Source organism: Pedobacter westerhofensis (genome assembly GCF_900182595.1).
Lineage (GTDB): Bacteria > Bacteroidota > Bacteroidia > Sphingobacteriales > Sphingobacteriaceae > Pedobacter > Pedobacter westerhofensis.
Genome location: NZ_FXTN01000008.1, coordinates 18516 through 34337 on the forward strand (window position 1 = coordinate 18516; position 15822 = coordinate 34337).

General features: G+C 41.4%; 15 protein-coding genes. 7 read left to right on the forward strand and 8 right to left on the reverse strand.

Annotated elements, in window-relative coordinates; translation table 11 throughout:
- Positions 1–659 precede the first annotated feature (659 nt).
- The 8 genes from FN831_RS15905 to FN831_RS15940 all read right to left on the reverse strand — a co-directional run bounded on the left by FN831_RS15905 (position 660) and on the right by FN831_RS15940 (position 7759).
- Positions 660–1256: a hypothetical protein gene (locus tag FN831_RS15905; protein WP_142529179.1), complete on the reverse strand. Its 597-nt coding sequence runs from the start codon at positions 1254–1256 to the stop codon at positions 660–662.
- A 33-nt stretch (positions 1257–1289) separates the two neighbouring features.
- A complete protein-coding gene (locus tag FN831_RS15910; protein ID WP_142529180.1) occupies positions 1290–2264 on the reverse strand; it encodes a relaxase/mobilization nuclease domain-containing protein in 975 nt (324 codons plus the stop codon).
- Positions 2254–2631, reverse strand: a complete 378-nt coding sequence (locus FN831_RS15915) for a plasmid mobilization protein (RefSeq protein WP_142529181.1) — start codon at positions 2629–2631, stop codon at positions 2254–2256. The genes FN831_RS15910 and FN831_RS15915 overlap by 11 nt, the downstream gene beginning before the upstream one ends.
- Before the next feature lie 311 nt (positions 2632–2942).
- Positions 2943–3818 carry a toprim domain-containing protein gene (locus FN831_RS15920; protein WP_185960506.1) on the reverse strand — a complete coding sequence of 292 codons (876 nt, stop codon included), beginning with the start codon at positions 3816–3818 and terminating at the stop codon, positions 2943–2945.
- Positions 3819–4052: 234 nt separating this feature from the next.
- Positions 4053–5252 (reverse strand): primase-helicase family protein, encoded by a 1200-nt coding sequence (locus FN831_RS15925; RefSeq protein ID WP_142529183.1) that lies wholly within the window; start codon positions 5250–5252, stop codon positions 4053–4055.
- A gap of 8 nt (positions 5253–5260) precedes the next feature.
- Entirely contained in the window at positions 5261–5614 is a 354-nt protein-coding gene (locus FN831_RS15930; RefSeq protein ID WP_142529184.1) for a helix-turn-helix transcriptional regulator, read from the reverse strand.
- Between the two features lie 133 nt (positions 5615–5747).
- Positions 5748–6683 (reverse strand): hypothetical protein, encoded by a 936-nt coding sequence (locus tag FN831_RS15935; RefSeq protein WP_142529185.1) that lies wholly within the window; start codon positions 6681–6683, stop codon positions 5748–5750.
- Positions 6684–6685: 2 nt separating this feature from the next.
- Positions 6686–7759: a site-specific integrase gene (locus FN831_RS15940; protein ID WP_142529186.1), complete on the reverse strand. Its 1074-nt coding sequence runs from the start codon at positions 7757–7759 to the stop codon at positions 6686–6688.
- A 208-nt stretch (positions 7760–7967) separates the two neighbouring features.
- On the opposite strand from FN831_RS15940, the gene hemW reads away from it, so the two are divergent.
- The 7 genes from hemW (at position 7968) to FN831_RS15975 (ending at position 15777) form a co-directional block, all read left to right on the forward strand.
- Positions 7968–9104: a radical SAM family heme chaperone HemW gene (gene hemW, locus FN831_RS15945; protein ID WP_142529187.1), complete on the forward strand. Its 1137-nt coding sequence runs from the start codon at positions 7968–7970 to the stop codon at positions 9102–9104.
- A gap of 91 nt (positions 9105–9195) precedes the next feature.
- Positions 9196–9747, forward strand: a complete 552-nt coding sequence (locus FN831_RS15950; protein ID WP_142529188.1) for a fasciclin domain-containing protein — start codon at positions 9196–9198, stop codon at positions 9745–9747.
- A gap of 144 nt (positions 9748–9891) precedes the next feature.
- A complete protein-coding gene (locus tag FN831_RS15955) occupies positions 9892–10773 on the forward strand; it encodes a cupin-like domain-containing protein (protein WP_142529189.1) in 882 nt (293 codons plus the stop codon).
- Positions 10774–10852: 79 nt separating this feature from the next.
- Entirely contained in the window at positions 10853–11737 is an 885-nt protein-coding gene (locus tag FN831_RS15960; RefSeq protein WP_142529190.1) for a cupin-like domain-containing protein, read from the forward strand.
- 129 nt (positions 11738–11866) lie between these two features.
- Positions 11867–12964, forward strand: a complete 1098-nt coding sequence (locus tag FN831_RS15965) for a vWA domain-containing protein (RefSeq protein WP_142529191.1) — start codon at positions 11867–11869, stop codon at positions 12962–12964.
- A gap of 17 nt (positions 12965–12981) precedes the next feature.
- Positions 12982–14481, forward strand: coding sequence for a sigma 54-interacting transcriptional regulator (locus FN831_RS15970; RefSeq protein ID WP_142529192.1), 1500 nt, complete (start codon positions 12982–12984; stop codon positions 14479–14481).
- A 30-nt stretch (positions 14482–14511) separates the two neighbouring features.
- Positions 14512–15777: a metallophosphoesterase gene (locus FN831_RS15975; RefSeq protein ID WP_142529193.1), complete on the forward strand. Its 1266-nt coding sequence runs from the start codon at positions 14512–14514 to the stop codon at positions 15775–15777.
- Positions 15778–15822 lie beyond the last annotated feature (45 nt).

Consider the following 15822-nt stretch of genomic DNA (forward strand, 5'->3'; position numbering starts at 1 on the left):
AAAGGCACGTTTCATAAGTCATCCATTAAAGTGGGCAAGCCCAACATGTAATGAAAGCCTGCCTTAAGGGTTTATATTCATATTTGTTTCTCTCTAAAATTCCTTGTGAACGAAATTAATAAATTTCGTTATCCTTACCAAAGCACTTATTTGTAATCAAGTTAGGCAGGTAATTTTGGAAAATCGCTGTTCTGTGTCTCGATTTTTGTGTTCGAGTGTCTCGATTTTTCGGTCAGGTGTCGGGTATTTTCAGACATGTGTCTAAATCTCATTTTGAAACCTCTTCGGACTGCGTACTCACAATTGGGGGTTAGGGATGGCAAGTAGATTGCGTGGTTTTCAAAAAAGTTCAAATTTGGCAATTTTTTAAATTAAATAGATTGCCTGCATTCAAATCTTACGATGCTTCCTATATTATAGATAATTGGATCTGGACTGAAATTGAAACCCATTTATAATTCTTATCTGCATAGGTTTGATTGTTTAAAAAGAAAAGCAATAGATGCGGGCAATACGTTACATCGAAAACTCGACACGCTGCACCAGATAGGCCCTGCCAAAGTTCCCAGGGTCATGGGTTACGATCGCCCTTATAGCTTAGAACTTCTCGAAAAATAAAAGGGATTTGAAATGATCGCCTCCCTTTTATATTCATTGGGTTATTTACCTGATTTTGCTTTTTCCAGATTTTCCTTTGCTGCTTTTTGTTCGGCTTCTGCCCTTTCTGCTATGGCTTTGGCTGCAATAATTGCATTCTGCTTCTCAATTTCTTTCTCAGCAAGCTCGGTGAAGGTTTTAGGATCTTCTTCTAGCTTACTGACTACCGTTTTAGCTGTTATAGGGTAAAGTGCCCGGACAAACCAGAAATTACGTGCTTCGCTCTTTAATTCATTATTCTTATTGCTCAGGTGAAGAGCAGTTCCTACAGATGAAGCTACCAGAAAGAAGGAAACCACTATTGCAATAATCAGAGATCTTGACCAGGCGCCAAAATAATGACGATTTTTAACTTCAATAACTGTTGGCATTGAGGCTTGAACTTTCGTCATATCATCAATATTCTGCTGAATTTTAGAATGGTCATACCGCCTATTTGATAAATCAATTTGCTCATAAATTCCAGTCAGCGAATTGTTATAATGATTTAAAAATGCAACCAAATATTCTGGAACGTCGCTTTCTAAGACTTTTACTCTGGTAACAAATCCTTGAAATAATTCTTCTAACATATTTACTTTTTCCTCTAATTCTGTCATGCGATGTTTTTTTGGGGTTATTACTTATTTTATTTATCTGCTTACGCCTTGGGACTGCTCAGCCTCATGTTGCTTCCTCTTTCTGCGACGTTTTTCTGCATCACCTACAGGATCTGATTGTGCCGGAACAAATCCACTGCGAAACAAAATATCCAGTAGACTTTCACCTTTATCATGGCTGAAGTGTTGATCTGATTGGATGTCCAATTTGATTGCTTCTCTTAACTGATCAGCTAAAGAAGGTTTGTTCGCTACCAAGGCCTCATGGTATTGTTTTACCTGATAGTTTCTATTCAGTTGGCTATCCAAATTGGCAAAACTGAAAATACGGTCTACTGAAGAGCCTTTCATTTTTAAGTTGCCTTTTTCAAACGAAAGACCTTGCACCTCTTTGGTTCCACTACGGTATTTATAAGCTATGGCTATCCCTTTAACATTCAATTTATTTTCAAAACCTTTCCAGCTGGTCGACTGCTTTAGGGCAGTTTTTATGCCGTCATACAGTTCATACTTAAGTTTCTCCTTTCCTTTTAGTGCCTGGCGATTAACTAGGTCTTTGCCCTCGCCTAAGTGGTAACCATACTTTAAAGTGATTTCTTTACAGACTTTGATATTACGCAGGTAATCATTTTTGTCAGTAATGGTCTGACCGGAATTGTTGACACGATTGTACACAATGTGCACGTGTGGATGCTCACGATCTTGGTGCCGAACAACTAAATACTGTGTGTTAGCGATTCCCATCTTTTTCATGTATTCCTGCGCTCTTGCGATCATAACTTCATCGCTCAGTTTTGGCAAATCTTCTTTGCTCCAGCTCAATACCAAATGCCCAACAGCCTTCCCTAGTCCCGGCCTCAATTTACGCTGCAAATTAAAATCTTGGGTAATTGACTTTGCATCTTTGGTTCTGATATCTTCAGCGGAAATGATCTTTGCATTCGGCTTGTCCAGGAGATAACGGACGCAGCCGCCAAAGCTCTTTCCAGTAATTGGTTTACCGATCATGATTACTAATTTTAGTAAATAGACTTTCTATTTGAGTGAGCAATGCTCTGCACTTTAAACCGAGAGTGAACAGCCCTGACACATGCGCCAAATGTGTCAACTGATTCAGGTTGTTTGCCAGACCCGACAGTGATCTAAACCAACCCATTTCCTCGGTTGAAAAGCGGGGAACTACCTTTGCACCCTTCGCAGCTTTGCGACACCATTCGCTTGGTTTCATTCCGGCAGCTTTGGATTTATTTTCTATAAACAGGCGTTCGGTCGGAGTCATCCGTACCATCAGCATATCACTTTTTTTGACCGCTTTCTTGGGTCTGCCTGGCAGACGCTTTTTGCTTTCTTTGGTATTTGATTGTGTTACTATCATTAATACTCTTCATTAAACTGTTTGAAATGTCGACCACCGGGAGCGAGTCCCAACGCCCTTTTCGGGTGGAAGGGGAGTATTTGTATAGCAAATACATTAACTCGCTCCTTACCAACCGTCAATAGTGAGGGTACGAACTGATTAGCGGTTCACCTTAATTTTCGTCAAAAGTATATAGGATTATTGCGGCATGTAACTGCAACCGGGGCGATTGATTCGGCAGCAGTAAACGCTATCAGGATTTTGTTAATTGATACCGCAGATATATTGTATCAGGCCGATTGTATCGGACAATGTCTCGCCCGGAAAAACTACCGGGGCCTGCCTCGACTGAGTTGGTCAACCCAATAGTCATTAACGTCCTCGTACTTGGGATAAAGTACGGATGCGTCAAGAGCATTTTTAAAGGTACTCATAACCAAATCCGTTGCTTTTCTCCCGGCATTGTTTTGGTCATAATAGGTGAAGATATTTTTATATTCGCCCATACTTTCCAGTGCCCTAGAGAGCATGTTCACCGAATTTAAAATCAGGTAATTAAAATCGGTATGGTCTTTAGGATGCATGGTCAACAGGGACAGAAAGTCCATATAACCCTCAGTCGATTTTAAGTTTTTTGATCCGTTGTCTATCAGCGTAAAATCTTTTGGGGACGAACAAACCTTAATCCCTGAATTACGGAGTTCATAACCGCCTGACCGATTGGCAAAAGAAATGGCCATATACTTTTTTTGATATATAGTAAAGTCAGCCTGCTTGCAATACTGTTTGGCTAAGGCCAGATTAATTCCTCTACTCTTCAGGTAGGCCAGCAATCCATCATCCACCAGATCAAAGGTGCCAATAATTTTAACTTTGCTATCCGCTTGTTCCTTTTCAATGGCAGATCTATCGACTGGAGTCGATACCGGATTATAACTTGATCCGGCAAGCATTTGCAGTAAGTCGGACACACTGCATTGGTGTAACCGAGTACCTAGATCAATTAAGTTTCCTCCACATCCTTCACCGAAATCATACCATATATTCCGCAGGCTATTTACTTTAAAAGAGGCATGTTTCTCATTCCTAAAAGGTGATAGGTACCAGTGGTTTCTTCCTCTGGTATATTGGCATTTGAATCCCAGGTTATCTAGGTATTCTATTATTGGTATAAGCCTAGCTTGTTCACATGTTAAATTGCTCATATTCATTTTTTATAGGGTTCGTACTCTATTTTCTTGATGATTTGATGAACAGCACCACTAATATACTGTATTAGAACTTATTGCAGGTTCATCAAATGTTCATCAAACGCATCATCATTTTTAATTTTATCATTTTCTCTTCATCAGCAACTTTTTTTGATGAAGAGTTGATGAGGTATTGATGATGGTTATTTTATTCATATTCAGCCAATTATATTACTTATCATCAAGTCATCAACTATCATTTAGTTTTAAAATGGTTTCCATATCCAGCGTATAAAATCTACCTTTACTGGCCTGCTCATATATATTTCCTTCCGTAGAAAATTTGTACTGCATATAGGCATTGGAATTAGAAGCAGGTTTTAGATTCCATACGTTTTGCAGTATTCTTCTAATCGAGGGCGTATCAGGGCTTCGGATACCTCTGCGGTTAAGCCATCCCTGGGCATCGCCGATACAAAAGCTGATCTCTTTCAATTCCTGATCGTCGACTATTGACAATAGCACCCCCGCAAGCTCCACCTCCAGTTTCACCCTGTTCTGCCGAATTACTTTTTTCAGCGCTGGTGTAAAAATCTGCTCCGGGCTAAACCACATCCTGGTCTGGTTGTTGGTGGTCATCTTCCGTTTCGTCAGGTAGTGTACCAGCATGGGAATTTCTTCTCTCAGCTTTGCCAACAGATGTGGGTTATCAGACATAAGCACCGGAATTTTTCTTATCCAGTACCTTGTTTCACCTGGGTCAATGATCAGGAAGTTATCTTCGTTATTACTACAAAGGATGAATTTTCCGAAAAATTCAGTTTCCTGCCGATCCATCCCCTTAGCCTCGGTTTTGTAAAAAGTGGCCGTACTCAGGTTCTTGAGGCGCTCTGAGTCCTCTCGCCGTTCAAGGAAAGTTTCATCAACACCAATCAATAACTTTTGCGTCCATTCCGCATTGAAATTGGAACGAAAATCTTCATTGGTGTTAATCGTCATATTGTCTCCAAAAATGGCTTTAAGCCAATTTAAAAATGTCGTTTTCCCTGTATTACGATCGGTGCTGACCAGACATAGGATTGGAAGTCTTTGCATAGGCCGTTCCAAAAGGAGCTTTAAATAGTCGAGGCCAAACTCCAGCTGCTCGCCGAATATATGCCGGAGATAGTTAAGACTGTTAACAGGATCACCTTCTTTAGCCTTGTGCTTAAAAGGATAATAACGGTTATAGAAATTCTCAACGATCCGCTGATAGTTTAAATGGCTGGGAACAAAGCAGAAGCCATCATACTTTTCTATTTCGGACAGATAGCTTTTTCCATGATCCTGTTTGATGCACTCTGCTGACCAAGGGATGAGCATAACCATTGCATCTCCTGAAGCCAAGGGCTTTCTAACAGTTTTGTAATAACTGGTGCCTATGCGGATGTAAGGGCGTGTATGTTCCATTGTATCCCTCACTTCCTCCGCAATTTACGTTTCAGAACAAAATCTTCTGCTTTCGCTGCCACCTCAGCATCAGTTAACTTTCTGTGAGATAAAAGCCATTCCAAAATGGCATTTTTTGAGAACCTAACACCACCATTCGGTAATCCGATATAAGGAATTTTACCTTCTGATTTTAGTTGATACAGCGTCTGCCGAGCGTAACCCGTCACCTTTTCGGCTATTTCATAACCGCCAATCTCATCATCGCCAGGGAGTGCTACAGCAGGGGGATTATCCTCTACAGCTGGATTTGTTTGTTTAAGAATGATTAATAGATCAGAGACTTTTAAATCTATTAACCTTGTGTTTTCATTGATATTCATTTTACCTCCGATTTGGTTAACGAAAGCAAAAAAATAGAAGAAAATAAACCTATACGAACGATTGTTCGATATCGAATGATCTAATAAAAGGTTCCATGTTAATTTAGTTACAATAGTGATTTACTAGGTATTTTTATTTAACCCTATAGACCTTTACGTAGTCATCACTGACGGCCTTCATACGGCTATCTTCAAGGAAGATCAAAGATTTTGAGTTATCCAGTGCAAAAACTTCCCTCAATAAATGTCTTTTCTTGTTATGGAGAATATCGCTAGAAAGCACTTTCCTCTCCTCAATGCAATACTTCAAGAAGCCCGAAAAAGATTTGTTAAATGATCCTGCGTATGCGACCTCGTTAATTAGGATTTTACCATCATCCTTAATAGTGAACAACTGACCATTTGTACTAGCAGTGTTTAAGTCATTAATAAATGTTCTAAAATTTATCTCTTTTTCCTCTCGCGTTTTTCCTACGCACCAATAACTAAAGAAATTACGAAGTATGGAATCGGAAGTTTCCTCCCCTTCTGTGCCATCAAACAACTTCCTACGCCAATCTTTACTCCAAAACAAGAACAAAACAGCATCAATATTTTTCTTGACACTCCCGGGAAATACATTATTAACTACTAAGTAGCCTACAATACTAGTAACAACGAAGCCAACCAGACTGATTGCAGCCATATTCGGACCTGGAAATAAAACCCCTAGAAATAAAAAAAATATCCCCATCGTTAAAAAGCCAAGGGCAAAGAAGATCATTAATACATAATGAAACACGCTGACATGAATATAAAATCTACGAAGCTTACTTGCATCTATGTGATCCAAACCTTTAAAAGTCTCCCTTATTTGCATCAAGCGATCATCTGGAGTAAGTTTGTGGAAGCGTCCCCCTAACTCATTCAACCAATTCTGCAAGTTTATCGAGAGAAATAATTGTACTGGCACAATCCAAATCGCCAAACAACTAAATGCGATTATTAAAGCTATTCGTACTGTTGGAAAAAGCAAATAAATCAGTGAAAAGATAATTACCAAGCCAATTTCAAAAAATATCTTTTTCATAATCAGAGTTTTGGGAATTTAGCCATCTCCATCACTTTTTTCTGGTCTACAATTTTCGCATATATCTGGGTCATCTCAATTTTACTGTGCCCAAGCAGCTCCTTCATTGTGTATATATCGATGCCATAAGTTAAACCAATTGTGGCAAATGTGTGTCTGGCAGCATGAAAATGAAGATTTTTTTGTATCCCTGCCCCTAAACCAAAAAACTTTAAATAAGTATTGATTACTTGGCCGGACGGCAAATTCCAAAATACCTTTAAGTTCTTTGGATGCTTGGGAAGGCTGGCAATAATAACTTTAGCATCATCAACTAATGGCACCCGAACAATTTTCTTTGATGTCTTAGCAGGACGAAAAACAATTTCATCGCCAACGATTTCATCATAGGTAAATTTCTTCACATCGGACAGTCTTAACCCCGTAAAGCATGAAAACAAAAAGGCTTCCTTTATCTGAGGATTACCTCTATTGGGAGTATACTCAGCAAGAGCCCTAACCTCTTCAATTGTCAGGGTGGTTTTTTCAACTTCTGCTTCACTCACAACTTTAAATGTGGAAAATGGTGAAGTCTTTAAAATACCCTTAGTGACCAACTTATTGAAAAATTGGCGGAAAGTACACATGTAAGAGTTTGCTGTATTTTGCGAAACAGTGTTAAGTAGATGGGTTTGAAAAATATCCAATAATTCATTATCGACATCCTGAAAGTATACTGTTCTTTTCCCGTAGTATTTTTCAAGTTGAATCGTGACACATTCCAACCTGTAATTATATTTGCTCTTTAGGCATTGCCGAAAATAGTTGATCAAATTATAATCGGTTTTGCCTGGCTTCTTATAACCGTTCTCAGAAAAGTTTGTGTCAGTCTCCCTGGAATTCCTGATGGCATTTATCACCTTCATGTTATCTTTGTCGGTTTCGGCGACCCTTGTTTTGGGATCAGAATAGTCCTTGGATACATATATTTTGAGAAATTCATAATTGCGTGGCCCCTCACCACTATTATTCGAATAAATATCCAAATACGCACTAAACTTTCCACTAGCCAATTTTTTATACCTTACCTTTACCATGACAATACGATTTTCAAGGTTTAACAATATTTTGTTACTCGTGTTACTCAAAAAAGTGAACGAGTAACAAATGAGTAACAAAAATAACGAAAACTACCATAAAATACAATAGATGAAAATAACAGTAAAACACTTTAATAGTTGAAAATGAAGCGAATAACAACGATAATCTATATTGCTCCATTACCATTTAAGCTAGCTTTGTAATATGTCCGGAATTTATATTCATGTCCCTTTCTGTAAGCAAGCCTGTCACTATTGCGACTTCCATTTCAGTACTTCGTTGCAGTATGTGGATGAAATGACTGATGCCATCTGCACAGAAATCATCATGAAAAAGGACAGGATCACCGATCAGGTGGGCAGTATTTATTTTGGCGGGGGAACCCCTTCCATCCTGCCACAAAAATCTTTTGAGAAAATATTCAACACCCTGACTACCCATTTCTCTGTCGCATCGGACGCAGAGATCACCATAGAGACCAATCCGGACGATCTGGATGCAAAAAAGATTGCCATACTCCGGCAGCTTCCCGTTAACCGCTTTAGTATTGGCATACAGTCCTTTTTTAACGAAGACCTGATCTGGATGAACAGGGCACACAATGCTGCTGAAGCCGATTCCTGCATCATGCGCAGCCAGGATGCAGGGTTTGAAAATCTGAGCATTGATCTCATTTACGGTTATCCCCTGCTGACAGATGAAAAGTGGCACAGCAATATCCGTAAGGCAATTGGTTTACAGGTACCGCACCTGTCTGCCTATTCGCTTACCGTTGAACCCAGGACCGCTCTTGCGGCCGCCATTAAAAAGGGAAAACAGGTTCCTGTAAATGATGAGCAAAGCGCCGCACAGTTTATTTCACTGATTGAAAAAAGCGGCATGGCGGGTTTTGATCATTATGAGATCTCCAATTTCAGCCTGCCCGGCAAACACGCCGTACACAACACCAATTACTGGCGGGGCATCCCCTACCTGGGCATCGGCCCATCAGCCCATGGTTTTAACGGAAATACCAGGTACCTGAACATTGCAAACAATGCAAAATACATGACTCAGATTGCCGCCGGCAAACTGGCAGAAACAGTGGAAGAACTGGATATCTACGACCGGTTTAATGAATATGTAATGACTTCGCTGCGTACCATGTGGGGAACTGATTTAAGTAAAATCGAAAGAGATTTTGGCAAGGAGTTCTTGAATGATACCATTGAAAACAGTGAGACTTTTATCCGCAGAAACTGGCTGGAAAATAAGAACGGCACGCTGACGCTTACACAGGACGGTAAGCTGTTTGCCGACTATATTGCTTCGGAATTATTCCTGATCGACGAACAGAAATAGGCATAACAAACAGTATATCTGATCGTTAACCCATAGAAAACCAAGCGTAATTTTCCAACGTATCTTTTCGCATAAAATCAAACACCAAATTATGAAAAGATTAATCTTGCCTCTAATTGCCGTAGTAGCTATGGCTTTCTCATCAAATGTTTACGCTCAGAAAAACCCGATGGTTGGCGGTGCAGCAATGTACCCGACAAAAGACATTGTGGACAATGCAGTTAATTCAAAAGACCACACTACGCTGGTAGCCGCAGTTAAAGCAGCCGGCCTGGTAGAGACTTTAAAAAGCAAAGGGCCTTTTACAGTCTTTGCACCAACAAACGCAGCCTTTGATAAATTACCTGCCGGAACGGTAGAAACACTGGTAAAACCAGAAAACAAAGCAATGCTTACTAAAATACTTACCTACCACGTGGTAGCCGGAAAGATGGATGCTAAAACTATTGCCAAAGCGATTAAAGCGGGTAATGGAAAAGCAGAGCTCACTACAGTGTCTGGTGGAAAACTTTGGGCTGCAATGGAAGGCGACAAGCTGGTTTTAACTGATGAAAAAGGTAATTCAGCTGCAGTAACCATCGCTAACGTAATGCAAAAAAACGGTGTTATCCATGTCATAGACACGGTTTTAATGCCAAACTAATTCAAAAATAACAACGGGCAATCCCAAGAAACACAGCTAAGATAGCTGTGTTTTTTTATTGTCAGAATTTTTGAATTATCAACACTACTGTTGATTGCTATCTCTATTTTTATATAATTTTACATGAATTAACATTATATTAACATGAAGTTTGACTTATCTCAGATTGATTGCGTTGATGACATTTCTAAAGAAGATTTTGAGAAAAACTATCTTAATGCACGCCGGCCGCTGGTGATTAAAAACATGGCTAAAAACTGGCCGGCGTACGAAAAATGGTCTATGGACTATATGAAAACTGTTGTCGGCGATCAGCTGGTCCCTTTATATGACAGCTCCAAGGCTGACCCATCCAAGCCCATCAATGCCTCTGCAGCCGAAATGAAATTCGGCGATTATATAGACCTGATCAGAACTAAACCTACAGATCTCCGTATTTTTCTTTTTGATCCGATTAAACATGCCCCTAAACTGCTGGATGATTATATCGCTCCCAAAAACCTGATGGGCGGATTTCTGGACAGCTATCCAAATATGTTCTTCGGCGGCAAAGGATCGGTAACTTTCCTGCATTACGATATTGACATGGCACATATTTTCCATACACATTTTAACGGCAGAAAACATGTGATCCTGTTTGAGAACAAATGGAAAGAGCGCCTGTATCAGATTCCCTATGCCACCTACGCGCTGGAGGACTACGATGTGGAGAATCCCGATTTCGATAAGTTTCCTGCACTGAAAGGTGTAAAGGGAATTGAGGCCTATCTTGAGCACGGTGATACGCTGTTTATGCCCACCGGTTACTGGCACTGGATGAAATACCTGGACGGCTCCTTTTCCATCAGCCTCCGTGCCTGGGACAAATCATGGGCGGTAAAGGCCAAAAGTCTCTATAACCTGACTGTACAACGCAAATTTGATGACTTTATGAAAGGTAATTTCAGGGAGAAATATATGGCCTGGAAAGAGCGCATGGCAATAAAGAAAGCCAATAAAGCACTAGAGAGTCATCTTCCTCAATAAATAAAGCTGCTGTTCCTTTTTATTTAAATAAATAGATTTTAATTTACACTTTTGTTCTCTAACAAGATTTCCCACTATTATGAGCTTCATCCTTAAGCCAGTAGATACCGTTGAGAGCATCAGTCCGGCTGATTTTAAAAAGAACTATTTAGATCCAAGGAAGCCACTGATCATTAAGGGCTTAACAAAAATCTGGCCTGCAAGGGATAAATGGACTACTGAGTATTTGAAGGAAATCGCCGGGGGACTTGAAGTGCCCCTGTATGACAATGCTAAAGTTGACCCCTCAAAACCGATCAATTCTGCGGCAGCACATATGCGCTTTGGAGATTATCTTGACCTGATCAAAAGGGAGCCTACAGAGCTGCGTATATTTTTCTTTAACCTCTTTAAGCATGTACCGAGCCTGATCAATGATATCATCCTGCCAAAAGACCTGATGGGCGGTTTTATTGAAAGTATGCCGGCGATGTTTTTTGGAGGCTCCAATTCTGTTACCTTTCTGCATTACGATATAGATCTGCCGCATCTTTTCCACACACACTTTGGCGGCAGAAAACACATTATACTCTTCGATAATAAATGGAAAGAACGTCTTTATTGTATTCCCAACGCTACTTATGCGCTGGAAGACTATGATGTAGCCAATCCTGATTTTAAAAAATTCCCCGCACTGGAAGGTGTGGAAGGCTACGAAGTTTTCCTGGAGCACGGCGATACGCTGTTTATGCCAACAGGCATGTGGCACTGGATGAAATATCTTGACGGCTCATTCTCGCTGAGCCTGCGGGCCTGGGACGCTTCGCCGGTGCGAAAGGCACAGAGCCTGTTCAACCTGGCCATCAAAGGTGGGCTTGACAGCTTACTGAAGATGGCATTGAAAGCACCATATGCTACCTTCAGGGAAAAACTGGCCATTAAGCGTGCAGACCGCGCACTTGCTAAAGGATATCCAAGGCACTAGCCACACTGGCTCCTCTGTCATCTTTCCAGCAACGGTTATCCGTACTAATTTGCCTGAAGTATTTTTACAAGCAGGTAACATTAGTACGGCAGCAAACTTTTACCTTCGATATACCGTTAATATAAGAATATGAGAGGTTTCCATTTTTCTGATTTTCAAGCCGACGACCTGCCAAAAGGCGGATTTGATGAACTGCTAAAACTATTCACACAATTGTTGAATTATACAGCAGGAGACGCAGGCGAGACCCTCGCCTGGATGAATGAACTGGATAAACAGTATAAGTTTACCAATGGCGACTATGGGATGGGCGATTTTATTGACGAGCTGAAAGATAAAGGCTATATCAAAGAAAACCCCAAGGATGGCGAGATGGAGATCACTTCGAAAACCGAGCAGACCATTCGTAAATCTGCCCTGGAAGAGATCTTTGGTAAACTGAAAAAGGCCGGCAAGGGAAATCACAACAGCAACCTGTCTGGCATCGGCGAAGAGAAAAATGCCGACCGCCGTGAATATTCTTTTGGTGACAGCCTGGACCAGATTGATATGACCGCCTCTATCCAGAATGCACAGATCAATCACGGTATAGGCAATTTTACGCTGACCGAGCGCGATCTTGAAGTGGAAGAAAAAGACTTTAAAACGCTTACTTCTACCGTGCTGATGATTGACATTTCCCACTCCATGATCCTCTATGGCGAAGACAGGATCACTCCTGCCAAAAAAGTAGCCATGGCCCTTGCTGAGCTGATCAAAACAAGATATCCGAAAGATACACTGGATATTGTGGTATTTGGAAATGATGCCTGGCCAATTACGGTTAAAGATCTTCCCTATCTGCAGGTGGGACCTTATCATACCAATACTTTTGCCGGACTGGAACTGGCAGCAGATCTGCTCCGCCGCCGCAAAACACATAACAAACAGATCTTTATGATCACCGACGGGAAACCAACCTGCCTCAAAGAAAATGGCCGCTACTACAAGAACAGTATGGGTCTGGACAGGAAGGTGATCAACAAAACCCTGAATATGGCGGCACAGTGCAAACGCCTGAATATTCCCATTACCACCTTTATGATTGCACAGGACCCTTACCTGCAGCAGTTTGTACGCGAATTTACGCAGATCAATGGCGGAAGGGCTTTTTATAGTTCACTGACAGGTCTGGGAGAATACATATTTGAAGATTACATAAAAAACAGAAGAAAAACGGTCCGTTAATCGGAGATACATATCATATGGATTATACATCAATTAAAACTCTTGGCGAATTAAAAGCCTCCAATTACGTTTCGTTAACAGTAAAAGATGAATTGCGCAAGAACCTTATTCAGCAGCTCCAGAATAAGGATGCTGGTTTCGAAGGTATTTTAGGCTATGACGACACTGTTATTCCAGAATTACAGACTGCTATCCTTTCCAGGCACAACATCCTGCTCCTTGGTTTAAGAGGCCAGGCTAAAACCCGTATTGCCCGTTTAATGGTGAACTTATTGGATGAGTATATCCCTTACGTAACCGGAAGTGAAATATTTGACGATCCGCTGAACCCTATTTCATGGTTTGCCCAGCGCGAAATAGAAACTTATGGCGATGATACCGTGATCAGCTGGCAGCACCGCTCTGAGCGCTATACCGAAAAGCTGGCTACGCCGGATGTAACGGTAGCGGATTTAATAGGTGATGTGGACCCTATTAAAGCAGCAACGCTGAAACTGACTTATAACGATGAGCGGGTAATCCACTTTGGGCTGATCCCAAGGGCACACCGCAGTATTTTCGTGATCAATGAGCTGCCCGATCTGCAGGCACGCATACAGGTAGCATTATTTAATATGCTGCAGGAAAAAGATATCCAGATCAGGGGATTCAAATTACGTTTACCGCTGGATGTACAGTTTGTTTTTACAGCCAATCCCGAGGATTATACCAACAGGGGCTCAATCGTGACGCCGCTGAAAGACAGGATTGAAAGCCAGATCCTTACGCATTATCCAAAGACAATTGCCATCTCCAGAAAAATCACTTTCCAGGAAGCAAAGATCACTGAAGCACAGAAGCTGAAAGTTGAAGCAGACGGCCTGGTGAAAGACCTGGTAGAGCAGGTGGCTTTTGAAGCCCGTAAAAGTGAGTTTATTGATCAGAAATCAGGTGTATCTGCACGTTTAACGATTTCTGCATATGAAAACCTGATCAGCTCTGCTGAACGAAGAATGCTGATCAACAGGGAAGAAAACACTTTTGTAAGGCTGTCTGACCTAACAGGTATTATACCTGCTGTAACCGGAAAAATTGAGCTGGTTTATGAAGGTGAACTTGAAGGGCCTGCAAAAGTTGCCAATACTTTAATCGGAAAGGCAATTAAAACCTTGTTTAGCCGCTATTTCCCTGATCCCGAAAAAGCGAAAAAGAGCAAAGCCGCAAACCCATATCAGCTGATTACCGACTGGTTTACGGATGGAAATACACTGGATATTGCTGACGGGCTTACCGGAGTACAGTATAAAAAGGAACTGATGCAGGTAAAAGGCCTGAATGAACTGGTGAAAAAATTCCATCCCAAGCTTAGCGCCAATCAAACGCTGCTGCTGATGGAGTTTGTATTGCACGGGCTGGCAGAATATTCGCAGCTGAGCAAGAAATACCTTGACGGCGGATTTGGGTTTTCAGACATGTTTGACAGCTTGTTTAACACCGAAATAGGAGAAGATGACGAGGAAGATACCGACTTCAGATAATTAACAAGATACATACTTACTAAACAACAGATGGGCCGATTACCCTTTCTTATTGCAGGGTGCCTGCTGATCCTGGCATTCGATTATTATTTTGTTAGTGCTGCGCTTGCTGTATTTAAAAACTGGACTGAAAAAGCAAAAAAGAGGTTTACCAGTATTTACTATGGACTGAGCATTGCGCTGATTATCGGCATATTTGCAGGTATATATATTAATATTTTTCTTACCCTCCGGGCGGTGATCCTGGTTGCGTTTTTCCTGATCACAGCCTGCAAAATCGTACTGCTGCTTTTCCTCTTGGCAGACGATCTGAGGCGGGGACTGATTTTCCTCTACAGGAAATTGACAAGAGGGACCATCACTGAGGCTTCTTCTGCAGCAGCAGAGGGCGAAACCATCAGCCGCTCTTCATTTTTGCTGAAAGCGGGTATGGTTGCGGCGGCAGTGCCTCTGACATCACTTACCTGGGGCATCGTTTCTGGTGCTTACGATTATCAGGTGAGGAGGAAAACTTTATTCCTGCCTAATCTGCCTGCAGCCTTTGATGGTATTACTATGGCTCAGATCTCAGATATCCACTCCGGCAGTTTCTATAACCCCAAGGCGGTAAGAGGCGGGGTAGAAATGTTGCTGGGAGAAAAACCTGATTTCATCTTTTTCACTGGCGACATTGTAAATGATATGGCCAATGAAATGCGGGATTACCAGGATATCTTTAGTAAAGTTAAAGCTCCCCTGGGGGTGTTCTCTTCACTGGGAAACCATGATTATGGTGACTACCACTTCGGTAAAGAAGCTTCTCCTGCCAAGGCGAAGAACCTGAAAGATGTGATTAAAACTCACGAACTGATGGGATGGGACCTGCTGATGAACGAAAACAGGAGGCTCAAGGTGGATGGCGAAGAAATCGGTATTTTAGGTATTGAAAACTGGGGAATGGGCCGTTTTCCCAAGTACGGGAAAATGGAACTTGCAGTTAAAGATACTGACGACCTGCCTGTAAAACTGTTGCTTTCGCATGATCCGTCACACTGGCGTGCAGAAGTGCTGCCCAAATACCCGCAGATCGATGCCATGTTCAGTGGCCATACCCATGGTATGCAGTTTGGCGTACGTACAGAAAAATATCAGTGGAGCCCAATTGAATATATCTACAAGGAATGGGCAGGGCTGTACCAGGAACAGCATCAGCAGCTGTATGTAAATGTAGGCTATGGCTTCCTTGGATTTCCTGGAAGAGTTGGTATTCTACCTGAAATTACGGTTTTTACCCTTAAAAGGGGCGCAAAAGTATAAACCCGATAAATTAAAGAACAGAAGTACAGCCTGTTAATGACTACA

Bases quoted from the DNA above. Each gene is read 5' to 3' on its own strand.
- FN831_RS15950 (WP_142529188.1), top strand. From the start codon at position 9,196: ATGAAAAGATTAATCTTGCCTCTAATTGCCGTAGTAGCTATGGCTTTC.
- FN831_RS15970 (WP_142529192.1), top strand. From the start codon at position 12,982: ATGGATTATACATCAATTAAAACTCTTGGCGAATTAAAAGCCTCCAAT.
- FN831_RS15965 (WP_142529191.1), top strand. From the start codon at position 11,867: ATGAGAGGTTTCCATTTTTCTGATTTTCAAGCCGACGACCTGCCAAAA.
- hemW (WP_142529187.1), top strand. From the start codon at position 7,968: ATGTCCGGAATTTATATTCATGTCCCTTTCTGTAAGCAAGCCTGTCAC.
- FN831_RS15910 (WP_142529180.1), bottom strand. From the start codon at position 2,264: ATGATCGGTAAACCAATTACTGGAAAGAGCTTTGGCGGCTGCGTCCGT.
- FN831_RS15955 (WP_142529189.1), top strand. From the start codon at position 9,892: ATGAAGTTTGACTTATCTCAGATTGATTGCGTTGATGACATTTCTAAA.
- FN831_RS15935 (WP_142529185.1), bottom strand. From the start codon at position 6,683: ATGAAAAAGATATTTTTTGAAATTGGCTTGGTAATTATCTTTTCACTG.
- FN831_RS15940 (WP_142529186.1), bottom strand. From the start codon at position 7,759: ATGGTAAAGGTAAGGTATAAAAAATTGGCTAGTGGAAAGTTTAGTGCG.
- FN831_RS15905 (WP_142529179.1), bottom strand. From the start codon at position 1,256: ATGACAGAATTAGAGGAAAAAGTAAATATGTTAGAAGAATTATTTCAA.
- FN831_RS15960 (WP_142529190.1), top strand. From the start codon at position 10,853: ATGAGCTTCATCCTTAAGCCAGTAGATACCGTTGAGAGCATCAGTCCG.
- FN831_RS15975 (WP_142529193.1), top strand. From the start codon at position 14,512: ATGGGCCGATTACCCTTTCTTATTGCAGGGTGCCTGCTGATCCTGGCA.
- FN831_RS15920 (WP_185960506.1), bottom strand. From the start codon at position 3,818: ATGAGCAATTTAACATGTGAACAAGCTAGGCTTATACCAATAATAGAA.
- FN831_RS15925 (WP_142529183.1), bottom strand. From the start codon at position 5,252: ATGGAACATACACGCCCTTACATCCGCATAGGCACCAGTTATTACAAA.
- FN831_RS15915 (WP_142529181.1), bottom strand. From the start codon at position 2,631: ATGATAGTAACACAATCAAATACCAAAGAAAGCAAAAAGCGTCTGCCA.
- FN831_RS15930 (WP_142529184.1), bottom strand. From the start codon at position 5,614: ATGAATATCAATGAAAACACAAGGTTAATAGATTTAAAAGTCTCTGAT.